Origin of the sequence: Arenibacter antarcticus (assembly GCF_041320605.1) — a bacterium.
Taxonomy (GTDB): domain Bacteria; phylum Bacteroidota; class Bacteroidia; order Flavobacteriales; family Flavobacteriaceae; genus Arenibacter; species Arenibacter antarcticus.
The window spans coordinates 1075812-1091621 of the sequence record NZ_CP166679.1 but is presented as its reverse complement, the minus strand read 5'-3'; the positions used below and the strand labels follow the sequence as shown (position 1 = coordinate 1091621).

The window sequence follows — 15810 nt, the reverse complement described above, 5'->3', positions numbered from 1 at the left end:
CTGCTTCTTTATAAACTAGTTTCTACTTCAATTCCCCAAGTTGATCCTCACAAAAATAAAGTATCATGAAAAAACATTTAAAACTATCAAGCAAGTTGGCCGGTGCATTTATGTTAGGCCTTACATTTTTAATGTCCTGTTCCAAAAGTGAACCAAGTGAGGAACTAGATGTGCCCATTGTAGAAAAAACACAGTTGGTACTTACCGCCTCATCCACGGAAGTGGAAAAGGATGATGAAGTGGCCTTTACTGCCACTGCTAAAGGCAAAGCGATAGAAGCCAGTATTTATATTAATGGCGTTAAAATCGAAAATAGTAAACACACTTTTAAAGAGGCTGGCGAATACCAAGCTGTAGCTAAAAAGGAGGGATATGTAGATAGTGAAAAAACTACTATAAAAGCATTTAAAACAGTTGTATATATCGCTGGATATGAACAAGAAAGCTCGATATCTACAGCTAAATACTGGGAAAATGATGAGGTTATATCCCTCAGCAATGGGAGTGTGAATGCAAGAGCAAATTCAATATTCGTTGCGGATGGTGATGTGTATGTGGCTGGACATGTTGGAGGTAAAGTTCAGTATTGGAAAAACGGCACTGCAAAAAACACAATTGATTTTAATATTGTAAGAGGAGAGGCATATTCCATATTCGTGAATAACGGGGATGTTTATGTAGCTGGATGGGAATACAATGACCAAATGAAACGTACAGCTCAATATTGGAAGAATGGTACATCGTTCCCTCTGACTAGAGAGGGTGATTTTGATACAGGGGCACTTTCCGTATTCGTGGATAATGGAGGAGATGTCTATGTGGCTGGATATGAAGATAACGGCTCTAGGAATGTAGCTAAATATTGGAAAAACGGTCTGCCGGTTACCTTGACAGATGGCATTAATGATGCATTTGCAACTTCTATATTCGTTGATAATGGTACTATTTATGTAGCTGGATATGAGTATAATGGGACGATGATAGCTGGTATAAGTGTAGCTAAATACTGGAAAAATGGCACTGCTGTATCCCTTACCGATGGAAGTAGTTCAGTTATCGCAAACTCTATATTCGTAGATGACGGGAGTGTTTATGTAGCTGCAAGAGGCTATAGCGGCTACTGGAAAAATAATGTTCCTGTGCCTTTTGCCGATAATGTAAAAGGAATACCATATTCCATATTCGTGGATAATAATGATGTGTATGTGTCTGGGGTTAATAATAGTGGCAGCCAAGATAAAGTGGCATACTGGAAGAATGGAGATCTTGTATCGGTGAGTCCAGGTACTAAATATGCAGTCGGTACTTCCATATTTGTTGCTCGTTCATTAGGGAAGTAAGTAAATTTCTGTTTGTTCGCTTAACTGTATCATAAGCTAAGTGGAATAATTATTATTTGTAAACAAAAGCAAAGTGATTCATTGGTCATGATCTGAAAAAGGGCAAATGGTTGGCGTTATAGGGAAGGGAAAACTGCAACACTTTAGTAATATGGTTGTTGCGGTTTTTTAAGTGTTGAAATTCCCAGAAATTGTACCTGATCCAGTTTTTTGCTATCCACAAAAAAAACGCCTATTAGGATGAAAAATACCATCACTGAAGCGCGGTATGTATCTGAGCTTTTTGGTAAACAAATAAGATAGAAATAAAGCAGAAAATCCTTCATGGAAATCCCGCTTTATAATTATGTTTATAGGGCACTAATAATTTTTAATCTAGTCCTTCAGGTCAAAATAATTATGGACTTCTTGGTAGCTATCAATATTTAATTCCTATACCTTTTCAATAGCAATAATTTTCCCATCAACAATTTTAAATTCCATTTCTTGTCCTTCTAAGAGTTTTTCCCATTTTTCCAGCATGGGTTGTTCGCGTTCAAAATTCCTGTATTCATCTGGGCTCATTATAGGGATTCCGGTGACTATTGGATAAACACGATTACAATCCGCACAAGAAAGAATGCCCTCTAAAATATTATCCTGTTCGTCTTTGGTAATAATTCGCAACGTTAAATCTGCCTTATCAAAAGGGCAACACAATTTTTCTATCGTTTCTATTCTCATTTTATTTATTTAATATGTTACGGTATTCATTTATGGCCTCATCGGGATGCGCTGCATTCATAATTCCAGATATAACGGCAACCCCATGATAGTTTAGTTCATCAAATTGGTTCATATTTGCTGGAACAATTCCCCCTGCTAAAAAGATGGGTTTATTAAAAATTAACGCTGCATTTTTTATGGTTTTCTGGGTAACTATTTCACAATCACTCACACTAGAAGATGAGAACATGGAACAAAAGGAGATATAATCTATAGGGTTATCAGCCGCCCATTTAACATGATCTAAATTATTCCCACAGGTAAGACCAATTATTATCTCTTTATCGATCTCCCTTTTAATCTCCTCTAAATTATTCGGAACTTCATCAAAATGAACGCCGTCTAAATCCATTGTTTTTAGATGTTCCCATCGGTTGTTGATTAAAACCGGGGTCTGATGATTTGAGCATAGAGCGCAAATTTTCTGAACAACTCCTTCTATGTTTGATATGTTATTAAAGTTGTCCCAAATCTGAACGGCAACAATTCCCAATGCCAAACTTATTTGTAGTTTTTCTAATAAAATAAACTCTTCCATGGATGGATCAACCACTAGATAAATACCCGCCTTAATAGATTTTTTATTCATATGTAGATATTTATTGTTTTTTAACGGTCATATGTAATTCACATATCTTCATTCGTGTTTGCGACCAGTTTTCGGTCATGCTCATTTCATATGTAGATATTTATTGTTTTTTAACGGTCATACTTCGGCTGCGCTCAGCACGGGTATGTGAACTTGCCTGACGGCAGTCAGGTTCGCATATCTTCATACGTATTTGCGACCAGATTTCGGTCATGCTCATTTCATATTTATTTCCAGTTTTGATGCAATGCATTGAAAAAAGCACCCCAATAAGGGTCCTTTTCATTGTAGATTAGATCGGATAGCGTTTCTTTTTCCATTAGTGTTACACCCTTAAGCTTTTCTGTAATTTCTCCAACTTCAGTGCAAGGGATAGCATTGGCTTCAAATTGTGCTATGATTTTAGCTTTAGCTTCTTTTTTACAAGTGATGACCATGGCACCAGCACCTATACAATAACGGGGGTCAATGGAGAACACCTCACAAATTCTAGATTGTGTCTCCCTTATAGGTAGTTGGTCATTATAGATTATAGCCCCGTTGCCAGAGGCTACGGCCATCTCATAAATAGCACCTAGCACCCCACCTTCCGTAACATCGTGCATGGCGGTAATCCCATTGTTCGCCCTATCTCCTACGGCGGTAAGCGCATCTTTCATTACAGAGATATCATAAAAGGACTCACACGCAATATTATAATGCTCAGCGCCAGCTTTGTTCTTTGCCGTTTCAGGAAAGCTCATAGCCAAAATAGCGGCAGAAGAAATAGCGCAGCCTTTACTTACTAAGATAACATCGCCAACAGTTGCTGATTTTGTGGTGAGTAGTAGATCTTGTTTTGCGATAGTTGTAAAAGTAACTCCACCAGCAATGGTAGAGTTGTTCCCTTCCACAAATCCAGTATGTCCGCCTGTGATAGCTATTCCTAGATCTGAACAAAATAGATGGATATAATCCCAATACGCCTCAAAATCTTTTTGGGAAAATGTAGCGGGGAGGTTCAAAACAAATTGACCGTACATAGGCGGAAAACCTGTTGTAGCAATGTCATTGGCTGCCAGTTGTACAGATAACCATGCAGATTCTTTTAATCCAAGGGAAGGGATAAGGGATAGAGGATCACTGGCCATTGCCATGGCCATCCCATTGGGTAATCCTACTATAGATACATCTACCCCAAATTGAGGTCCAGCGATCACCTCCTGTCTATGCTTCCCACACCTGTGCTCAATAAACTGCTTGAAATCAGTAGGCGAAATTTTTCCTGTTTGCACTTCCATAACTAGTCATTAAATTTTACGTACAGCGCAAAAAAGTCCCCAATGGGTAAATTCCATTTTTGTACGGGAAACCATTTAGGAAGTCCTGTTGTGGTCCACTCAATAGAATAATCTCTACCCTCTAAAGCGTTGTCTATGGTTTTTATTAAGGATTGGGGAGTATAAAAGGTAGCAGTCACATAAAATTCGTTCTTCCCAAAAAGTTGTTGTGTTCTACGCCTGATCAGTTTAGGGGTGTTCCGGTTCATCATCCCCATTATAATTCCATGTCTCCCCACGCGGGCAGCTTCACGGATGACTTTTACAGGGTCTTTATAATATTCAAATGTGGTAATAAAGGCCAGGGCATCAAAGGTACTATCTTTAAATGGCAGGTGGTGGGAGTCTGCCATCACCAAATCCCCTTCAAAGCGGTGCAAGGCCTGGGAGAGCATAAAGGGTGAAATATCGCCGCCGATGGCTTCAATCCCTATATCCTTCCACCAACGTGTAAACCGGGTAGTGCCGCAGCCAAATTCTAGTAACGTCTTTACACGGGTATCTTTGGAGATAAGTTGCTCCAAAATATGCTTCTGCCAAACTTCGGCACGCTTGTAGGGCCCCTCATAATACTCTTCGTAGGTATCCGTATATTTCCTATTGAAGAACCACTCTGACCTTCCTTGCCAGGACTGTGTTTTTTCGGGAACAAGTTGTTGATTGATTTTTTCTATTTCCATTGTTATAATTTTTTTAAAAAATTAAAACCATCCTTTTGGAGCCAACTAGATGGTACAATGGAAACATATGTATCCTAAGTATGCATCCCTACGTTGGCATTATCCAAATCAGGTTCTTGGGTATATTCTCAGTCCTGATTTTTTTCAGAACACCCCACGCATTTAAAGGCACAAGTTACCGAATATTTTGAACTATAACTTTTATTTTCTATCAAGACTTTTTTATAGAAATGGGTTTTCAATGTAACTCTAAGGCAAAATAAGAATATCTTAGATGTGATTATAATTTGGAACAAACACAAAAAAAGCACTCAAAATTAGGTGCTTTAATGATCAATGAATGAACCGATTGGCGATTTGTTGGAATTCTAATTAAACCTGGGTGGCTGTTGCAGAACTTGAATATACATCAATTTTTAGCCCGTGTTACCATACGAACCGAAGTACTCGGATTATGTACGAGCGGAGTAGATCTATTGGCGAAGCCGATAGATTCAATTGATTTGTAGAGATTAATCCGCATTTTGAAGTAGGTAAGGTACCAGCGGGTCCTTAACACTTACCGTAAACCAGAACATTATTGTAAAAAAAGTATATATTTTTTCATTGTCTAATGGTTTAAAGGGCCTCGATACTTTTAATATTGATCCCATTAAAGCAATCATCCATACATCCATCTTCTACATAACCGCAACTTGATATCAATCCATTGTTTTCAGCTTCAAAGTAAATTTTTACATTTTTCCGGTTAACCAACCACTCTTGTTGAGCTTTATCATATATTTCATCCAATGTCCAAGCATATGCCGCACTGGTATGCTCATGACTATTTATTTCATTCTCATTTTCGACCCATTCCAATTCTTCCTGAGGAACATTATCCGATAATCCCTCGGTTGATGTATATCTGAAGTGTCTTTGTGTTACTTTCCCATGGGTTACCGTTATGGTCGATTCCCAGCCGAAACTGACCAGAACAGAACCGCCAGGAACAACATACTTGTAAGAATTATTGGATGATTCCTTAAAATCCAACATAGCCTTGCGACTATTTTCGAATTCATTTTGGTATTCAAGATCATCCTTTTCACAAGAGGATAATACGCTCCCAAAGACCAATAATGCAATAAAATGGAATTTAATTTTCATAATTATTTTTTAGTGGGATATCTCTTTTAAAGAATAAGATGTGATCGGCTTGAAAAGGTTGCTTTGGAACTACTGATGAATATATGCTTTGAGCTGGATCTTGCAATCACCTATTTTGGTTTAACAGTGCCACTTTCAAATCAAAATATTATTTGAGTGCATTATTTTAAAGCGAAAATGAAAGCAATTTGGACGAGGCTGGCCCTGGAAATTGAAGATGAGATAATCGAGTATTTAAAAGTGAAGTGGACATACGAAGTATTGGCCAACTTCCTTGATACCGTGGAGAAAACAATAATATCATTAGAAGGAAACCCTTACATGGGTCATATATATGAGATTAATCCGAAGTATAGAAAAATACTGATTACCGAGCATACTTACTTTATCTGTCTTGTTGACAAAGAACTTGTGCTAATTTTATTTTGGCCAACGAGCCAGGATCCAGAAGAATTAAAGATGCTTTTCACGTAAGTATTTCATTGCCTCTTTATGTGTATGGGTTCTACCCTCGCTATAGTCTTTTTCAGATTTATTTATAAGTCCAATCATAGCTACATCTTGATATAATGCCATGGTAATCAATTCGACTTCTTCGGAAGTGAATGCGTTTTTACGAAGTTTACGGTAATACATAATAATACAAATAGTGAGGAAGAAAGAGCTGAATTAATCAAAAGTTTTGAAACCGTAAAAGACTCTGAATCTGACTTACAACAAAAGAAAAAATCAGGTTCTTTTTTAAAGAGATTTTTAAATACTTAGAAATAAAAAGTATCGCTGGAAAATTTCACCCTGTTTTTTTTGGAATTTAAAAGCGATTACAAAAGGTTTAAATAGACGATATGTTAGAAGATGGTTTCAGGTTGGGTAAACTTAGTGCAAAACTTGGTAAGTTACTAGGTAATGGATTTCTGACTAAAAAGGATGTAGAAAATCTACTAAAAGAACTTAATACGGTGCACAAAGTTAGTTTTGATTGTATTATCGCCGAAAAGCCAAAATGGTTAGGGAAGCATTGATAGATCCCTATATGGTCAATCTCAAAAGGTGTGTGTGAATCAAAATAGAATTGTGGATTTTTAATTGGCTAAGAGGAATATATTTAATTTTAAATTGTTGTACCTATGTTGTGCCTGGGAATAAAAAAAGGCTTTAACATTGCTGTTAAAGCCTTTCGTACTCGAGGTGGGAATCGAACCCACACGTCAAAGACACTGGATTTTGAATTCAGAGTATTTTGATGTTATATGTAGTTAAATAGCTCATATTAAGCTATTTACATTTTTACAAAAAACAATAAAGACCATATAAAACCATAAAAAACCACCATTTGTTGTACCTATGTTGTACCTAGAATTCGTATCTTTAGTATAAATAGTAAAGTATGGGGTCAAGTATAAAGGTAACTCTTCGCAAGAAAGCGAACAAACAAGGTCTTTTTCCTTTAGCGGTTCGCATAACTAAAAACAGAAAAACGACCTATCTTTATATAGGGCATTACATTGCTATTAAATATTGGGATGAAGGCAATCGCGAGGTGCGAAAATCGCATCCCAATTCCATACGCTTAAACAATCTTCTTATCAAGAAGTTGGCTGAAGCGAATCAAACCTTAATTGATTTACAGACTCATCAAAATGATATCTCGTCAAAACAGATAAAAGAGGAAATTGCAACTCCGCTTACCAAAACTAGCTTTAAAGAAATTGCCGATAATTATTTAGATAATTTAGAAAAAACAAATAAATTACAGCGTTTATCATCCGATAAAGCGCGAGTCGGTCATTTTATAAGATTTGTCGATAATGATGATTTAAGTTTTCGAGAAATTGACGAGGCTTTATTGCGTCGTTTTTCACTCTATTTGAAAACTACACGAAAAGTATCTCAACGCTCGGTCATTAACAACTTAATTGTAATTAGAACCCTGTACAATAAAGCTATACGATTAGGAATTGTTGACAGAAAATTGTATCCATTTGGAGCGGATAAAATACGCATCAAATTCCCCGAATCCGAAAAAGTTGGGCTTACCATAGAAGAAATTCAATCAATCGAGGCTTTGGAGGACTTAACGGAACAGCAATCTCATGCGCGAAATGTTTGGTTGTTTAGTTTTTATCTTGCAGGGATGCGTGTTGGTGATGTTCTTATGATTAAGTGGAGCGATATTTACGATGGCCGGTTACACTATCGTATGGGGAAGAACGAAAAATTGTTATCCTTTAAATTACCAGAGAAAATTACATCACTTTTAAGACGATATTATGAGGACAGGAGATCCAGTGAGGATTTTGTTTTTCCTGAAATGAACAATGCTGACCTCAAAAATCCGAAAGATGTTTTTAACAAAGTAAAATCCGCCAACAAAAAATTTAATAAATATCTCGTGCATATCGCAGATAAAGCGAAAATAAACAAAAAGCTCACCATGCACATTGCCCGTCACAGTTTTGGCAATATTTCAGGCGACAGAATTCCTATTCAGATGCTGCAAAAGCTATATCGTCATTCCACCGTTACAACTACAATAAATTATCAAGCCAATTTTATGCATAAAGAGACTGATGATGCTTTAGAAAAGGTTATTAATTTCTAAATTTTCAAAGTTTCAAAAAGTTAAGCAAAAAAGGAAAGTTAATACTTTGCGTATTTTTATTTTTTCTCCCTATCCACGAAAAAAAGCACTTTTTGCGGTGTCAATTTCTATAACTCAATCACTTCTTTAAAAGCTACATTGAAATCCCCTTACCCTTGTACTTCGACCAATCGGTGAGTTCATCCTTGAAGCCATTGTAAATCTCCTCTTGCCCTTTTTTGCCCCTATTGCCCAATAACGAACTTATGGCATAAACGCCTTTTCGCAACAAACGGTTTTGTTCGATGGAAGATTTCCTTTCCAGTGCCTTATTTATACTTTTCCGAAGTCCGTTGTCCATATGGTGCTGTGCTTGCCAGCTATGCAGGTTCGGGTAGACCTTTTCCGCTGTCAGCATAAAGGCGGCCCTATCGTACATCCCCCTTTCTATTAGATGGCCCGCCCAAAGGTTCTTGAGATCGTTCCTGCCATCTTTGATCAGGGCCTTGATAACGGTCTGCTGTTCCAATATTGTTGCGGTGACATCGGGAATGGAATTCAAATAGAGGCTCGTTCTTTTGGGCAAGGTACAACTTGTTCTATGGTCAGTATAAATGGATCTGACCTCGAATCCGTCCTTCCCTTTTACAAAATAGAATCCCTTGGCGTTGAAAAGGGCCATATAGTCCTTCGGGGATTTTTCATAAGGCGCGTGCATCCGTTCGGCATGTTTTACATAACGGCCCAATGCGGCCTTCTCGAATTCTTGCCTATAACCTATTTCCATGGTCCCGTAAAGTTTTGGAAAGACCATTGGCAGAAAAAAGGAGGATGCCGTAAGTTCAGGGCCAATATCGGAATTCCGTGCCGTCAACATTTCCAATACCATATGGTTTTGACGGACAAAACCGGTGGATACATACGTGTCCATGGCCTTGGGGAAGGGCAGGTCGCCCAAAAGAACAGGGACCGTATGTTTGTTGGAACCGGAAAAGGACAATCGGTTATCGTTGTACTTTACTCCAAGGGACCGGAACAGGCGATGGACACTCCCCTTTTCCTTCCCTACATCGAAAATGCAGTTTTCCAATATCCTGCCGATAAGCCGGAACTTGCTTTCCAAGGTTTCTTTTTCCTTTTTTTCCTCCAATTGGAATAGCCTGTCCCTCACTATGGGGAACTCTTTTTTAAGTGCTTCCATCAACAAAATTTTTTGATTTCTTGGAAGGTAGCGTTCAAGAAAAATGTAATCTTTGGATGTTGTTATATGCGGAAGGATATCCATTGGGTTCTTGGCCACCATGTTCTCCGAGAACAGTCCGTTGCGGTCCGGGGACTTCAGATAGGATGTCATGAATGCTTCTTTTATCAGTTTTCGGATTTCAAGTTTGAACTGTTTGCTGTCGGTATCGATATCCGTGGGTCCGTCGCTATTCCCGAAAATATTGGGACGTTTCTCCATCCTTATTTTTGGGCTCAGCTCGCTTTCCTTGAACGCATATCCCGATTTGTCATGGATGGTATATCCTTTGATGGCATCCCCTTTTATGTCCAGTTTTATATCGATGCCCTGATATTCCTTAAGTACTTCTGGGAGGTCGTGCGGCCTTATGGCCTTAAAAAGTCCATAGGTGGTCCCTATCTGTTTCAGCAGGCGTTTGCGGTGCATCGGCAAGAGCTTGGATTTTGAATTCGTACCAAATACCTTTTGCAGTTTCGGACCGCTTAAGCTTGGGTGTACAATGGAGCCGTTGATGAACCTTGTCCGGTATCCTTTTTGATTGTCTAGGCCAAAGGCGACCCCTATCCTTCCCGATTGGTTTTTAGTTTGCTTTATTTCGATGTGATAGGGCCTGACCAGTTTTGCCAGTTCTTGAAAGCTCCGCACCTTATGTTTTTGCAGGATGCTGTTCAGTACGTCCTGCAAATAGAACTTCGTCCCTTGTGCAGGGTCCATCCCGAACTGTTGCCCGGGCAATCTGTACAGCGGGAGTTCCCTTTGCTGTTTTGTCAGCGGTGATGGCGATAGGCCGAACTTTTTTTCAAGGTATTGCTGGGTGGCCATGTTCCGTCGGAAACTATTGAAGATTCCGAGCACTTTTCCCGAACCGGTTACATTGGTCGTTATGATGTGGACATGCTCGTGCTCGGTGTCGTTGTGCCTTACCACAACATAGGGCTGTTCCCCGTAGCCCATTTGCTCCATGTATTCCTTGGAGACTTCATGGAAGGTCCTATTATCAAGGTGTTCCCCGTGGGGAAGGTTCATGGTAATATGGGCATAGCGGTTCTTGGTTGCGTTGCGCTGTCCTTGGAAATGGAGTACGTTCCCGAAGAATTTCTGTGATATGTCCTGGGAGTACATGTTCCCGTACCCGAGTATGAGCATACCCTCTTTCCCGAACACATAGTTCAACATTCCCTGACAGCTTTCCCTATATAATATCCTTCCTATCATCCCGTTCGTTCCTCTATTGTAATTTCTATAAGTGCGTTAAGTAGTCCGTTAGCCTTTTGTATCTCGTTCTCCAAACTACTGTTCGGACTTCTCAGGTTCTTGTAGTGTGCCAGTTTGACCAATTGGTTGATGTTGTTGCCCAACCTGTTGATATGGTAGGCAAGGTCCGAGGTGCACGGAAGACTATCTTTTTCCTCCGACCCTACGTGCAGGACCAATCTTCTCAGAAGCGGACTTATTGTCCCACGCTCCGAAATGTCCAGGTCGTAGGACCCGGCAATCGCCTTCAGTCTCCCATATTCCACATCGTTGAACCGCAGCATTACATTGTGATGGCGCTTCTTGTTTCCCAATCTTTTCCGGCCTCTTTTATTTTGTTCCATTTTCGTTGCTTTTTAAAGCAAAACCTTCGTCAGAAGTAGACAATTCTAAGTTACTTAGAATACAACTTGCTATCCGTTTCACGGATAAATATAGGCAATCAAAATGGATTATAACAACCTAATAATCAATTATTTAACGTTCAAAATCATATAGAACCAAACCAGACCATATGGATACAGTAAAGCGATTTATCTGGTCATATTTGGTGGTCGATAAATTAAAGAAAAATAGAAATAACCAATTTTTTTGTGGGTAGGGGGAAGAAAGGGCAAGTGGTTTTTCACCGCTTGTGCTTTTCAGCGGTACCGAGGGGGTTGAAAAACCGTACTTGGAAAGATGACCGAAAGTGGACGGAGGATAGTCGTCCGCTTGGGAGGAATGGAGGCGGAGGTTTTTCAACTTCCGCAGGGGCTGGGAATAATCTATGAGAATAGCTTCCAAAAAAAAGTCTAAATAAACATGGGTTTAAATGCACCTATTGACGTTTATACTTGATCGTATTTAGTTGGATAATTGGTCGATTAAAAGTTTCGTTTAATGGAGTTATTTGTTTTACCAATACCATCAATTATATAAATACCTCCTAGAAGTTGTAATGGAGCATGAGACGCATCTTGGTAAAAGTTATCCTTAACACCTAATGTCGGTTGAAAATGGAGTGATTTTCGTTATTATCACCTAATTCTTTTAAAAATACGCTGATAATATGCTATATTGCGTATAATATATGTTTAAAAGAATAAAATTATGGCTACAGTCCGAAAATCATTGACCATTACCGAAGCCCAAGAGCAATGGATCAAACTGCAAATTGAAATTGGAGGTTTCGCCAACGATAGCGAATATATGCGGCATCTAATACGTTTGGACGAGGAACGCAATAGGGAATTTTTAATTACAAAAGCAGCTATACAGGCGGGCTATGATAGCGGTGTAAGCCCCAAGGTCAGAACCGTTGACGAGATTATGAAAGCCGCAATTAATCGTCGAACGGACAAAACGCAAGGAAAACAGAATGCATAGATATGCGCTATCCTATAGGGCTGACAATGACCTTGATGATATAACGGATTATACTTTGGAGATTTGGGGGGAAAACCAGACTCGGGATTATCTTGCCGGGTTCTTACAATGCTTTCAATCTTTAGCGGATAAACCAGATCTTGGCAGAAGTGCCGCCGAATATGCACCGCTCCTAAAAAGATACAATTACAAAGCCCATACAATTTTTTACGAACCAACGGAAAAGGGCATTTTTGTAGTCCGCATATTGGGTCAGAGACAGGATGGATCAATCCCAAAAGTTGGGTCTAAAGAGAAAAATAATTTTCTTTGTGCTTTAAATTACATTGATGAATAAAGGCACTGAGTTATCCTTGTTAAGTTTAATATTACCAGAAGGAATATTAGAGTATTTTGATATTGTTGGATTCGATAAGAAGCCTATAAAGCATGTTTTATATGAGAACCGTCTAACGATATATTTGGAGGAGAAAAAACAAATACCATCCAAGTACAAGGATTGCAAGTATAAAGCCAGTGGCTTCATGGAGCCTCGAATAATCGAGGATTATCCCGTTCGGGACAATCTACTGTCATTAAATCTTAAACGAAGGCGTTGGGACGTTCTACTTGATAAAAAGTGGATTAAAGTAAGTCGTGAATGGGATGAATTTATTGCACAGGGAACTCGAATATCAAAAGAGTTTGCTGCTTTTTTAAAAGAAATCGACTGATAATACTGCACTGAGCAGCCAACAACTTGGGCACCAGTATGGTATGTCCGGAAAAAGGCTTCAAAGACATTATAAGGATCACTTAAGTGATTTTAAGCAATGGGAGCATAAGGGTCATGCCAAACAGTGGCTTGTTTTTCCTGAAAACTTAGGTTCTTATTTATCCATTGATGAGACAGCGCTGTCCAAGGGAGAGCTCTATACCATCATTACCAATAAGAAGGCCAAAGGAAAGAAAGGGGCTTTAGTTGGGATATTCCACGGAACTAAAGTGGAGCCTATTATCGAACAACTCTTGAAGATCCCAGCAAAGAAGCGTGCCAAAGTGAAAGAGATCACCTTGGACATGGCAAACTCTATGAAAACGATCTCCACTAAATGTTTCCCGAAAGCCATCCAAGTAACAGACAGGTTCCATGTACAGAAGCTGGCAATAGAGGCGCTCCAAGATCTTCGTATCAAATACCGATGGGAAGCTTTGGATCAAGAAAATGAACAGATAAAGCTATCTAGAGTAGCCGACAAAGAATTTAAACCTGTAATTTTTTCTAATGGTGATAGCTCAAAACAACTCCTAGCTAGGAGTAGATATCTACTGTATAAATCCCCAGATAAATGGACTCCAAATCAGAAAGAGAGGGGACAGATATTGTTTAATGAATACCCAGAATTAAAGAAAGCTTATGGGCTTGTTCAAGGCTTGAGGAATATTTTTAACCAAGCCATAGATATTAAAGTAGCCTACACCAAACTAGCCCACTGGTACAAAGATGTAGAGGAGTCAGGATTTAAGAGCTTCCAAACGGTAGCCAATAGTATTACTTTAAATTACCGCTCTGTACTCAACTATTTTTTAAACAGAAGTACAAATGCCTCAGCAGAATCCTTTAATGCCAAAGTAAAGGCTTTTAGATCACAATTTAGGGGAGTCAGGAATACGGAATACTTCTTATATCGCTTGATTAAATTATATTCTTAAAATGGTAAAAACCCAGATTTTGGACTTGATCCGACAGGATTTTGAACGCCATCTATAAGCACTGGTTAAAAATCAAATATGTTCGAAATTAAAACTTGGCTCTTCGATTGTGGAACGGGTAATTACTTTTTAGTTCAACAAGCTTCTAAAATTATATTATGATCCCAAAAATTGTTCTTTTTACAGAACCAGGAAAAGGAATTAAGAACTACCCTAACTATTAAGCTATTAAAAATCATGACACTAGTGTCTTAACTTTAACCGGGGTTATCTATCGGCCTTCTCTTTCCTATTATCCTTCATAGCTACAACCGTCACTTTGTCTTTGTTGAAAATGTAATAAACAGTTGTGTTTTTGTGAATGACCGCTCGCCTTAAAAGTTTTTGACTTTTTGATTCAGGATATAATGTAGGGAAATTAGATACCGTTAATTCAAATTGCCGAAGCAATCTTTCAAATTTAACGACCTCCTTGACAGTGAACTTTTGAATCAGGTAATTTTTAATGGCAATGGCGTTTATCAGAGACCTTTTTGTCCATTCTACCCTGTAAGGTCTATCCATTGGTCAAACCGTTCCAGAATTCATTGGATTTCATAGTTTCACCTTGTTGATAATCTCTGATACCACTTAGAATATTAACCCTATCACTTTCTGTAAGTTCTTCCCACCAGTCGATGGATTTACCCTCACTGGATAATTTAACGGAACTAAGCAGACTTAAAATAGAATCATCGGTTAAAGATTGGATCCATCCAACAAGCTCCTTTTTAGTATTGTTCAATTCTGCTGTGCCCATATTATCATTTTAAAGTAAAGTTACAAAAACCGTACAATTATGAATTAATTCAAAGACGAACTTTTTTTTTCGCCGGGTATGTGTCCTTGCCTATCCTTGTATTTGAACTTTCAAATTTGCTTTATGAAGAGAGAGATAAAATTTTTGTGCTATAAATCGTTGGTTTTATGGCACTTTCAAAAACCATTGATTATAACGAAAATAGCACGGCCTTATGGTTTGAGTATTATGGAAGTTTCCTCAATTTCCGCTGTTTCATAATTATTGATTAATATATGCTCATCGGTCAACCTCCCTAATTCTTTCAACTTAAAAAATTGATTCCTTCATTGAAAGATTCAAGATTACCAATACTTTTTTTCCAGATGAACCGAGAAAACTCTGCGACGAATCCCTAAGCTTGATTTATTGTTTCGATACGCTGGTTATGTCCAGTTTTTCCAACCAGGACCTGACCTCTTCTTGAGCTTCATCGTGGCGCTTCCCCTTTATCGCTAAATAAATCCCATCTCTTTCACTACCGCCTTTAATGGAAAATCCGTCGAGAACATCACTTTCAGGACAATGTTCTTTGACCGTTATGAAACTGCTGCCAATACCATATCCCCCATTCGTATTAAAAGGAATGACAGTTTTGCCGTTCAGATCATGAGCTGACAAGAAGCTTTTCATTGGTGGGGGCAGTTGCATACCCCAAGTCGGGAAGCCCAGAAAAATGGTATCGTATTTATCAATGTCCACTTCGGTTTTCAAAGGTGGTAAAAATCCACTTTCGTTTTCCTGGGCAACTTGCTTTACGATGGCATCGTAATCTTCGGGATAGGGGGTTTTCAATTCAAGGGTTACCACATCTCCGCCTACTTCGTCATGAATAATTTCGGCGATAGCCTTGGTGTTGTTGGTACGGGAGAGATACACGATTAAGATTTTATCAGCATTCTGTTCAATAGGGTAATCGCCTGTTGCGAGAAACGAACAAGTTGAAAGGAAAAATAATGCTACTGCGACTTTTATCATAACCGTTAAAAGTT

Annotated in this window: 17 protein-coding genes and 1 riboswitch; of the genes, 7 read left to right on the top strand and 10 right to left on the bottom strand. The window is 38.6% G+C overall.

Annotation, left to right across the window (positions count from 1 at the left end):
• The first annotated feature begins 65 nt into the window (after positions 1-65).
• Positions 66-1340 (top strand): hypothetical protein, encoded by a 1275-nt coding sequence (locus KCTC52924_RS04590; RefSeq protein WP_251806952.1) that lies wholly within the window; start codon positions 66-68, stop codon positions 1338-1340.
• Between the two features lie 432 nt (positions 1341-1772).
• Here KCTC52924_RS04590 and KCTC52924_RS04585 read toward each other — a convergent pair whose 3' ends face one another.
• From KCTC52924_RS04585 to KCTC52924_RS04565, 5 genes are all read right to left on the bottom strand, one after another.
• On the bottom strand, positions 1773-2063 hold the full coding sequence (locus tag KCTC52924_RS04585; protein ID WP_251806953.1) for a Trm112 family protein: 291 nt from the start codon (positions 2061-2063) through the stop codon (positions 1773-1775).
• Position 2064: 1 nt separating this feature from the next.
• Positions 2065-2694: a thiamine phosphate synthase gene (locus tag KCTC52924_RS04580; protein WP_251806955.1), complete on the bottom strand. Its 630-nt coding sequence runs from the start codon at positions 2692-2694 to the stop codon at positions 2065-2067.
• 227 nt (positions 2695-2921) lie between these two features.
• A complete protein-coding gene (locus KCTC52924_RS04575; RefSeq protein ID WP_251806956.1) occupies positions 2922-3974 on the bottom strand; it encodes an AIR synthase family protein in 1053 nt (350 codons plus the stop codon).
• Positions 3975-3976: 2 nt separating this feature from the next.
• Entirely contained in the window at positions 3977-4693 is a 717-nt protein-coding gene (locus KCTC52924_RS04570) for a class I SAM-dependent methyltransferase (protein WP_251806958.1), read from the bottom strand.
• A 68-nt stretch (positions 4694-4761) separates the two neighbouring features.
• A riboswitch (TPP riboswitch) is annotated at positions 4762-4860 on the bottom strand.
• A gap of 451 nt (positions 4861-5311) precedes the next feature.
• On the bottom strand, positions 5312-5842 hold the full coding sequence (locus tag KCTC52924_RS04565; RefSeq protein WP_251806959.1) for a hypothetical protein: 531 nt from the start codon (positions 5840-5842) through the stop codon (positions 5312-5314).
• Between the two features lie 177 nt (positions 5843-6019).
• On the opposite strand from KCTC52924_RS04565, the gene KCTC52924_RS04560 reads away from it, so the two are divergent.
• Together KCTC52924_RS04560 and KCTC52924_RS04555 are read left to right on the top strand one after the other, a co-directional pair.
• Positions 6020-6316 carry a type II toxin-antitoxin system RelE/ParE family toxin gene (locus KCTC52924_RS04560; protein ID WP_251806960.1) on the top strand — a complete coding sequence of 99 codons (297 nt, stop codon included), beginning with the start codon at positions 6020-6022 and terminating at the stop codon, positions 6314-6316.
• A 913-nt stretch (positions 6317-7229) separates the two neighbouring features.
• Positions 7230-8444 carry a site-specific integrase gene (locus tag KCTC52924_RS04555; protein WP_251806961.1) on the top strand — a complete coding sequence of 405 codons (1215 nt, stop codon included), beginning with the start codon at positions 7230-7232 and terminating at the stop codon, positions 8442-8444.
• 133 nt (positions 8445-8577) lie between these two features.
• On the opposite strand, the gene KCTC52924_RS04550 is transcribed toward KCTC52924_RS04555, so the two are convergent.
• Positions 8578-10881: a relaxase/mobilization nuclease domain-containing protein gene (locus KCTC52924_RS04550; RefSeq protein WP_251806962.1), complete on the bottom strand. Its 2304-nt coding sequence runs from the start codon at positions 10879-10881 to the stop codon at positions 8578-8580.
• Positions 10878-11264 (bottom strand): hypothetical protein, encoded by a 387-nt coding sequence (locus KCTC52924_RS04545; protein ID WP_251806963.1) that lies wholly within the window; start codon positions 11262-11264, stop codon positions 10878-10880. Before KCTC52924_RS04545 ends, KCTC52924_RS04550 begins: the two co-directional genes overlap by 4 nt.
• Before the next feature lie 748 nt (positions 11265-12012).
• Between KCTC52924_RS04545 and KCTC52924_RS04540 the strand changes: the two genes are divergently transcribed.
• The 4 genes from KCTC52924_RS04540 to KCTC52924_RS04525 are packed head-to-tail and all read left to right on the top strand — an operon-like array spanning position 12013 to position 13980.
• Positions 12013-12288: a type II toxin-antitoxin system ParD family antitoxin gene (locus KCTC52924_RS04540; protein WP_251806964.1), complete on the top strand. Its 276-nt coding sequence runs from the start codon at positions 12013-12015 to the stop codon at positions 12286-12288.
• On the top strand, positions 12281-12625 hold the full coding sequence (locus KCTC52924_RS04535; protein ID WP_251806965.1) for a type II toxin-antitoxin system RelE/ParE family toxin: 345 nt from the start codon (positions 12281-12283) through the stop codon (positions 12623-12625). Before KCTC52924_RS04540 ends, KCTC52924_RS04535 begins: the two co-directional genes overlap by 8 nt.
• A complete protein-coding gene (locus KCTC52924_RS04530) occupies positions 12618-13001 on the top strand; it encodes a hypothetical protein (RefSeq protein WP_247098256.1) in 384 nt (127 codons plus the stop codon). The genes KCTC52924_RS04535 and KCTC52924_RS04530 overlap by 8 nt, the downstream gene beginning before the upstream one ends.
• A gap of 43 nt (positions 13002-13044) precedes the next feature.
• Positions 13045-13980, top strand: a complete 936-nt coding sequence (locus tag KCTC52924_RS04525; protein ID WP_251806966.1) for a transposase — start codon at positions 13045-13047, stop codon at positions 13978-13980.
• Between the two features lie 267 nt (positions 13981-14247).
• Here KCTC52924_RS04525 and KCTC52924_RS04520 read toward each other — a convergent pair whose 3' ends face one another.
• The 3 genes from KCTC52924_RS04520 to KCTC52924_RS04510 form a co-directional block, all read right to left on the bottom strand.
• Positions 14248-14544: a type II toxin-antitoxin system RelE/ParE family toxin gene (locus KCTC52924_RS04520; protein WP_110355079.1), complete on the bottom strand. Its 297-nt coding sequence runs from the start codon at positions 14542-14544 to the stop codon at positions 14248-14250.
• Complete coding sequence (locus KCTC52924_RS04515; protein ID WP_085496332.1) at positions 14537-14779, bottom strand: hypothetical protein; 243 nt, start codon at positions 14777-14779, stop codon at positions 14537-14539. Before KCTC52924_RS04515 ends, KCTC52924_RS04520 begins: the two co-directional genes overlap by 8 nt.
• A gap of 405 nt (positions 14780-15184) precedes the next feature.
• Positions 15185-15796 carry a flavodoxin gene (locus KCTC52924_RS04510; RefSeq protein WP_251806967.1) on the bottom strand — a complete coding sequence of 204 codons (612 nt, stop codon included), beginning with the start codon at positions 15794-15796 and terminating at the stop codon, positions 15185-15187.
• Between the last annotated feature and the right edge of the window lie 14 nt (positions 15797-15810).

What these genes read in the sequence shown, in the direction of transcription:
- KCTC52924_RS04590 (WP_251806952.1), top strand. Translation starts at nt 66, where the DNA reads ATGAAAAAACATTTAAAACTATCAAGCAAGTTGGCCGGTGCATTTATG.
- KCTC52924_RS04585 (WP_251806953.1), bottom strand. Translation starts at nt 2,063, where the DNA reads ATGAGAATAGAAACGATAGAAAAATTGTGTTGCCCTTTTGATAAGGCA.
- KCTC52924_RS04580 (WP_251806955.1), bottom strand. Translation starts at nt 2,694, where the DNA reads ATGAATAAAAAATCTATTAAGGCGGGTATTTATCTAGTGGTTGATCCA.
- KCTC52924_RS04575 (WP_251806956.1), bottom strand. Translation starts at nt 3,974, where the DNA reads ATGGAAGTGCAAACAGGAAAAATTTCGCCTACTGATTTCAAGCAGTTT.
- KCTC52924_RS04570 (WP_251806958.1), bottom strand. Translation starts at nt 4,693, where the DNA reads ATGGAAATAGAAAAAATCAATCAACAACTTGTTCCCGAAAAAACACAG.
- KCTC52924_RS04565 (WP_251806959.1), bottom strand. Translation starts at nt 5,842, where the DNA reads ATGAAAATTAAATTCCATTTTATTGCATTATTGGTCTTTGGGAGCGTA.
- KCTC52924_RS04560 (WP_251806960.1), top strand. Translation starts at nt 6,020, where the DNA reads ATGAAAGCAATTTGGACGAGGCTGGCCCTGGAAATTGAAGATGAGATA.
- KCTC52924_RS04555 (WP_251806961.1), top strand. Translation starts at nt 7,230, where the DNA reads ATGGGGTCAAGTATAAAGGTAACTCTTCGCAAGAAAGCGAACAAACAA.
- KCTC52924_RS04550 (WP_251806962.1), bottom strand. Translation starts at nt 10,881, where the DNA reads ATGATAGGAAGGATATTATATAGGGAAAGCTGTCAGGGAATGTTGAAC.
- KCTC52924_RS04545 (WP_251806963.1), bottom strand. Translation starts at nt 11,264, where the DNA reads ATGGAACAAAATAAAAGAGGCCGGAAAAGATTGGGAAACAAGAAGCGC.
- KCTC52924_RS04540 (WP_251806964.1), top strand. Translation starts at nt 12,013, where the DNA reads ATGGCTACAGTCCGAAAATCATTGACCATTACCGAAGCCCAAGAGCAA.
- KCTC52924_RS04535 (WP_251806965.1), top strand. Translation starts at nt 12,281, where the DNA reads ATGCATAGATATGCGCTATCCTATAGGGCTGACAATGACCTTGATGAT.
- KCTC52924_RS04530 (WP_247098256.1), top strand. Translation starts at nt 12,618, where the DNA reads ATGAATAAAGGCACTGAGTTATCCTTGTTAAGTTTAATATTACCAGAA.
- KCTC52924_RS04525 (WP_251806966.1), top strand. Translation starts at nt 13,045, where the DNA reads ATGTCCGGAAAAAGGCTTCAAAGACATTATAAGGATCACTTAAGTGAT.
- KCTC52924_RS04520 (WP_110355079.1), bottom strand. Translation starts at nt 14,544, where the DNA reads ATGGATAGACCTTACAGGGTAGAATGGACAAAAAGGTCTCTGATAAAC.
- KCTC52924_RS04515 (WP_085496332.1), bottom strand. Translation starts at nt 14,779, where the DNA reads ATGGGCACAGCAGAATTGAACAATACTAAAAAGGAGCTTGTTGGATGG.
- KCTC52924_RS04510 (WP_251806967.1), bottom strand. Translation starts at nt 15,796, where the DNA reads ATGATAAAAGTCGCAGTAGCATTATTTTTCCTTTCAACTTGTTCGTTT.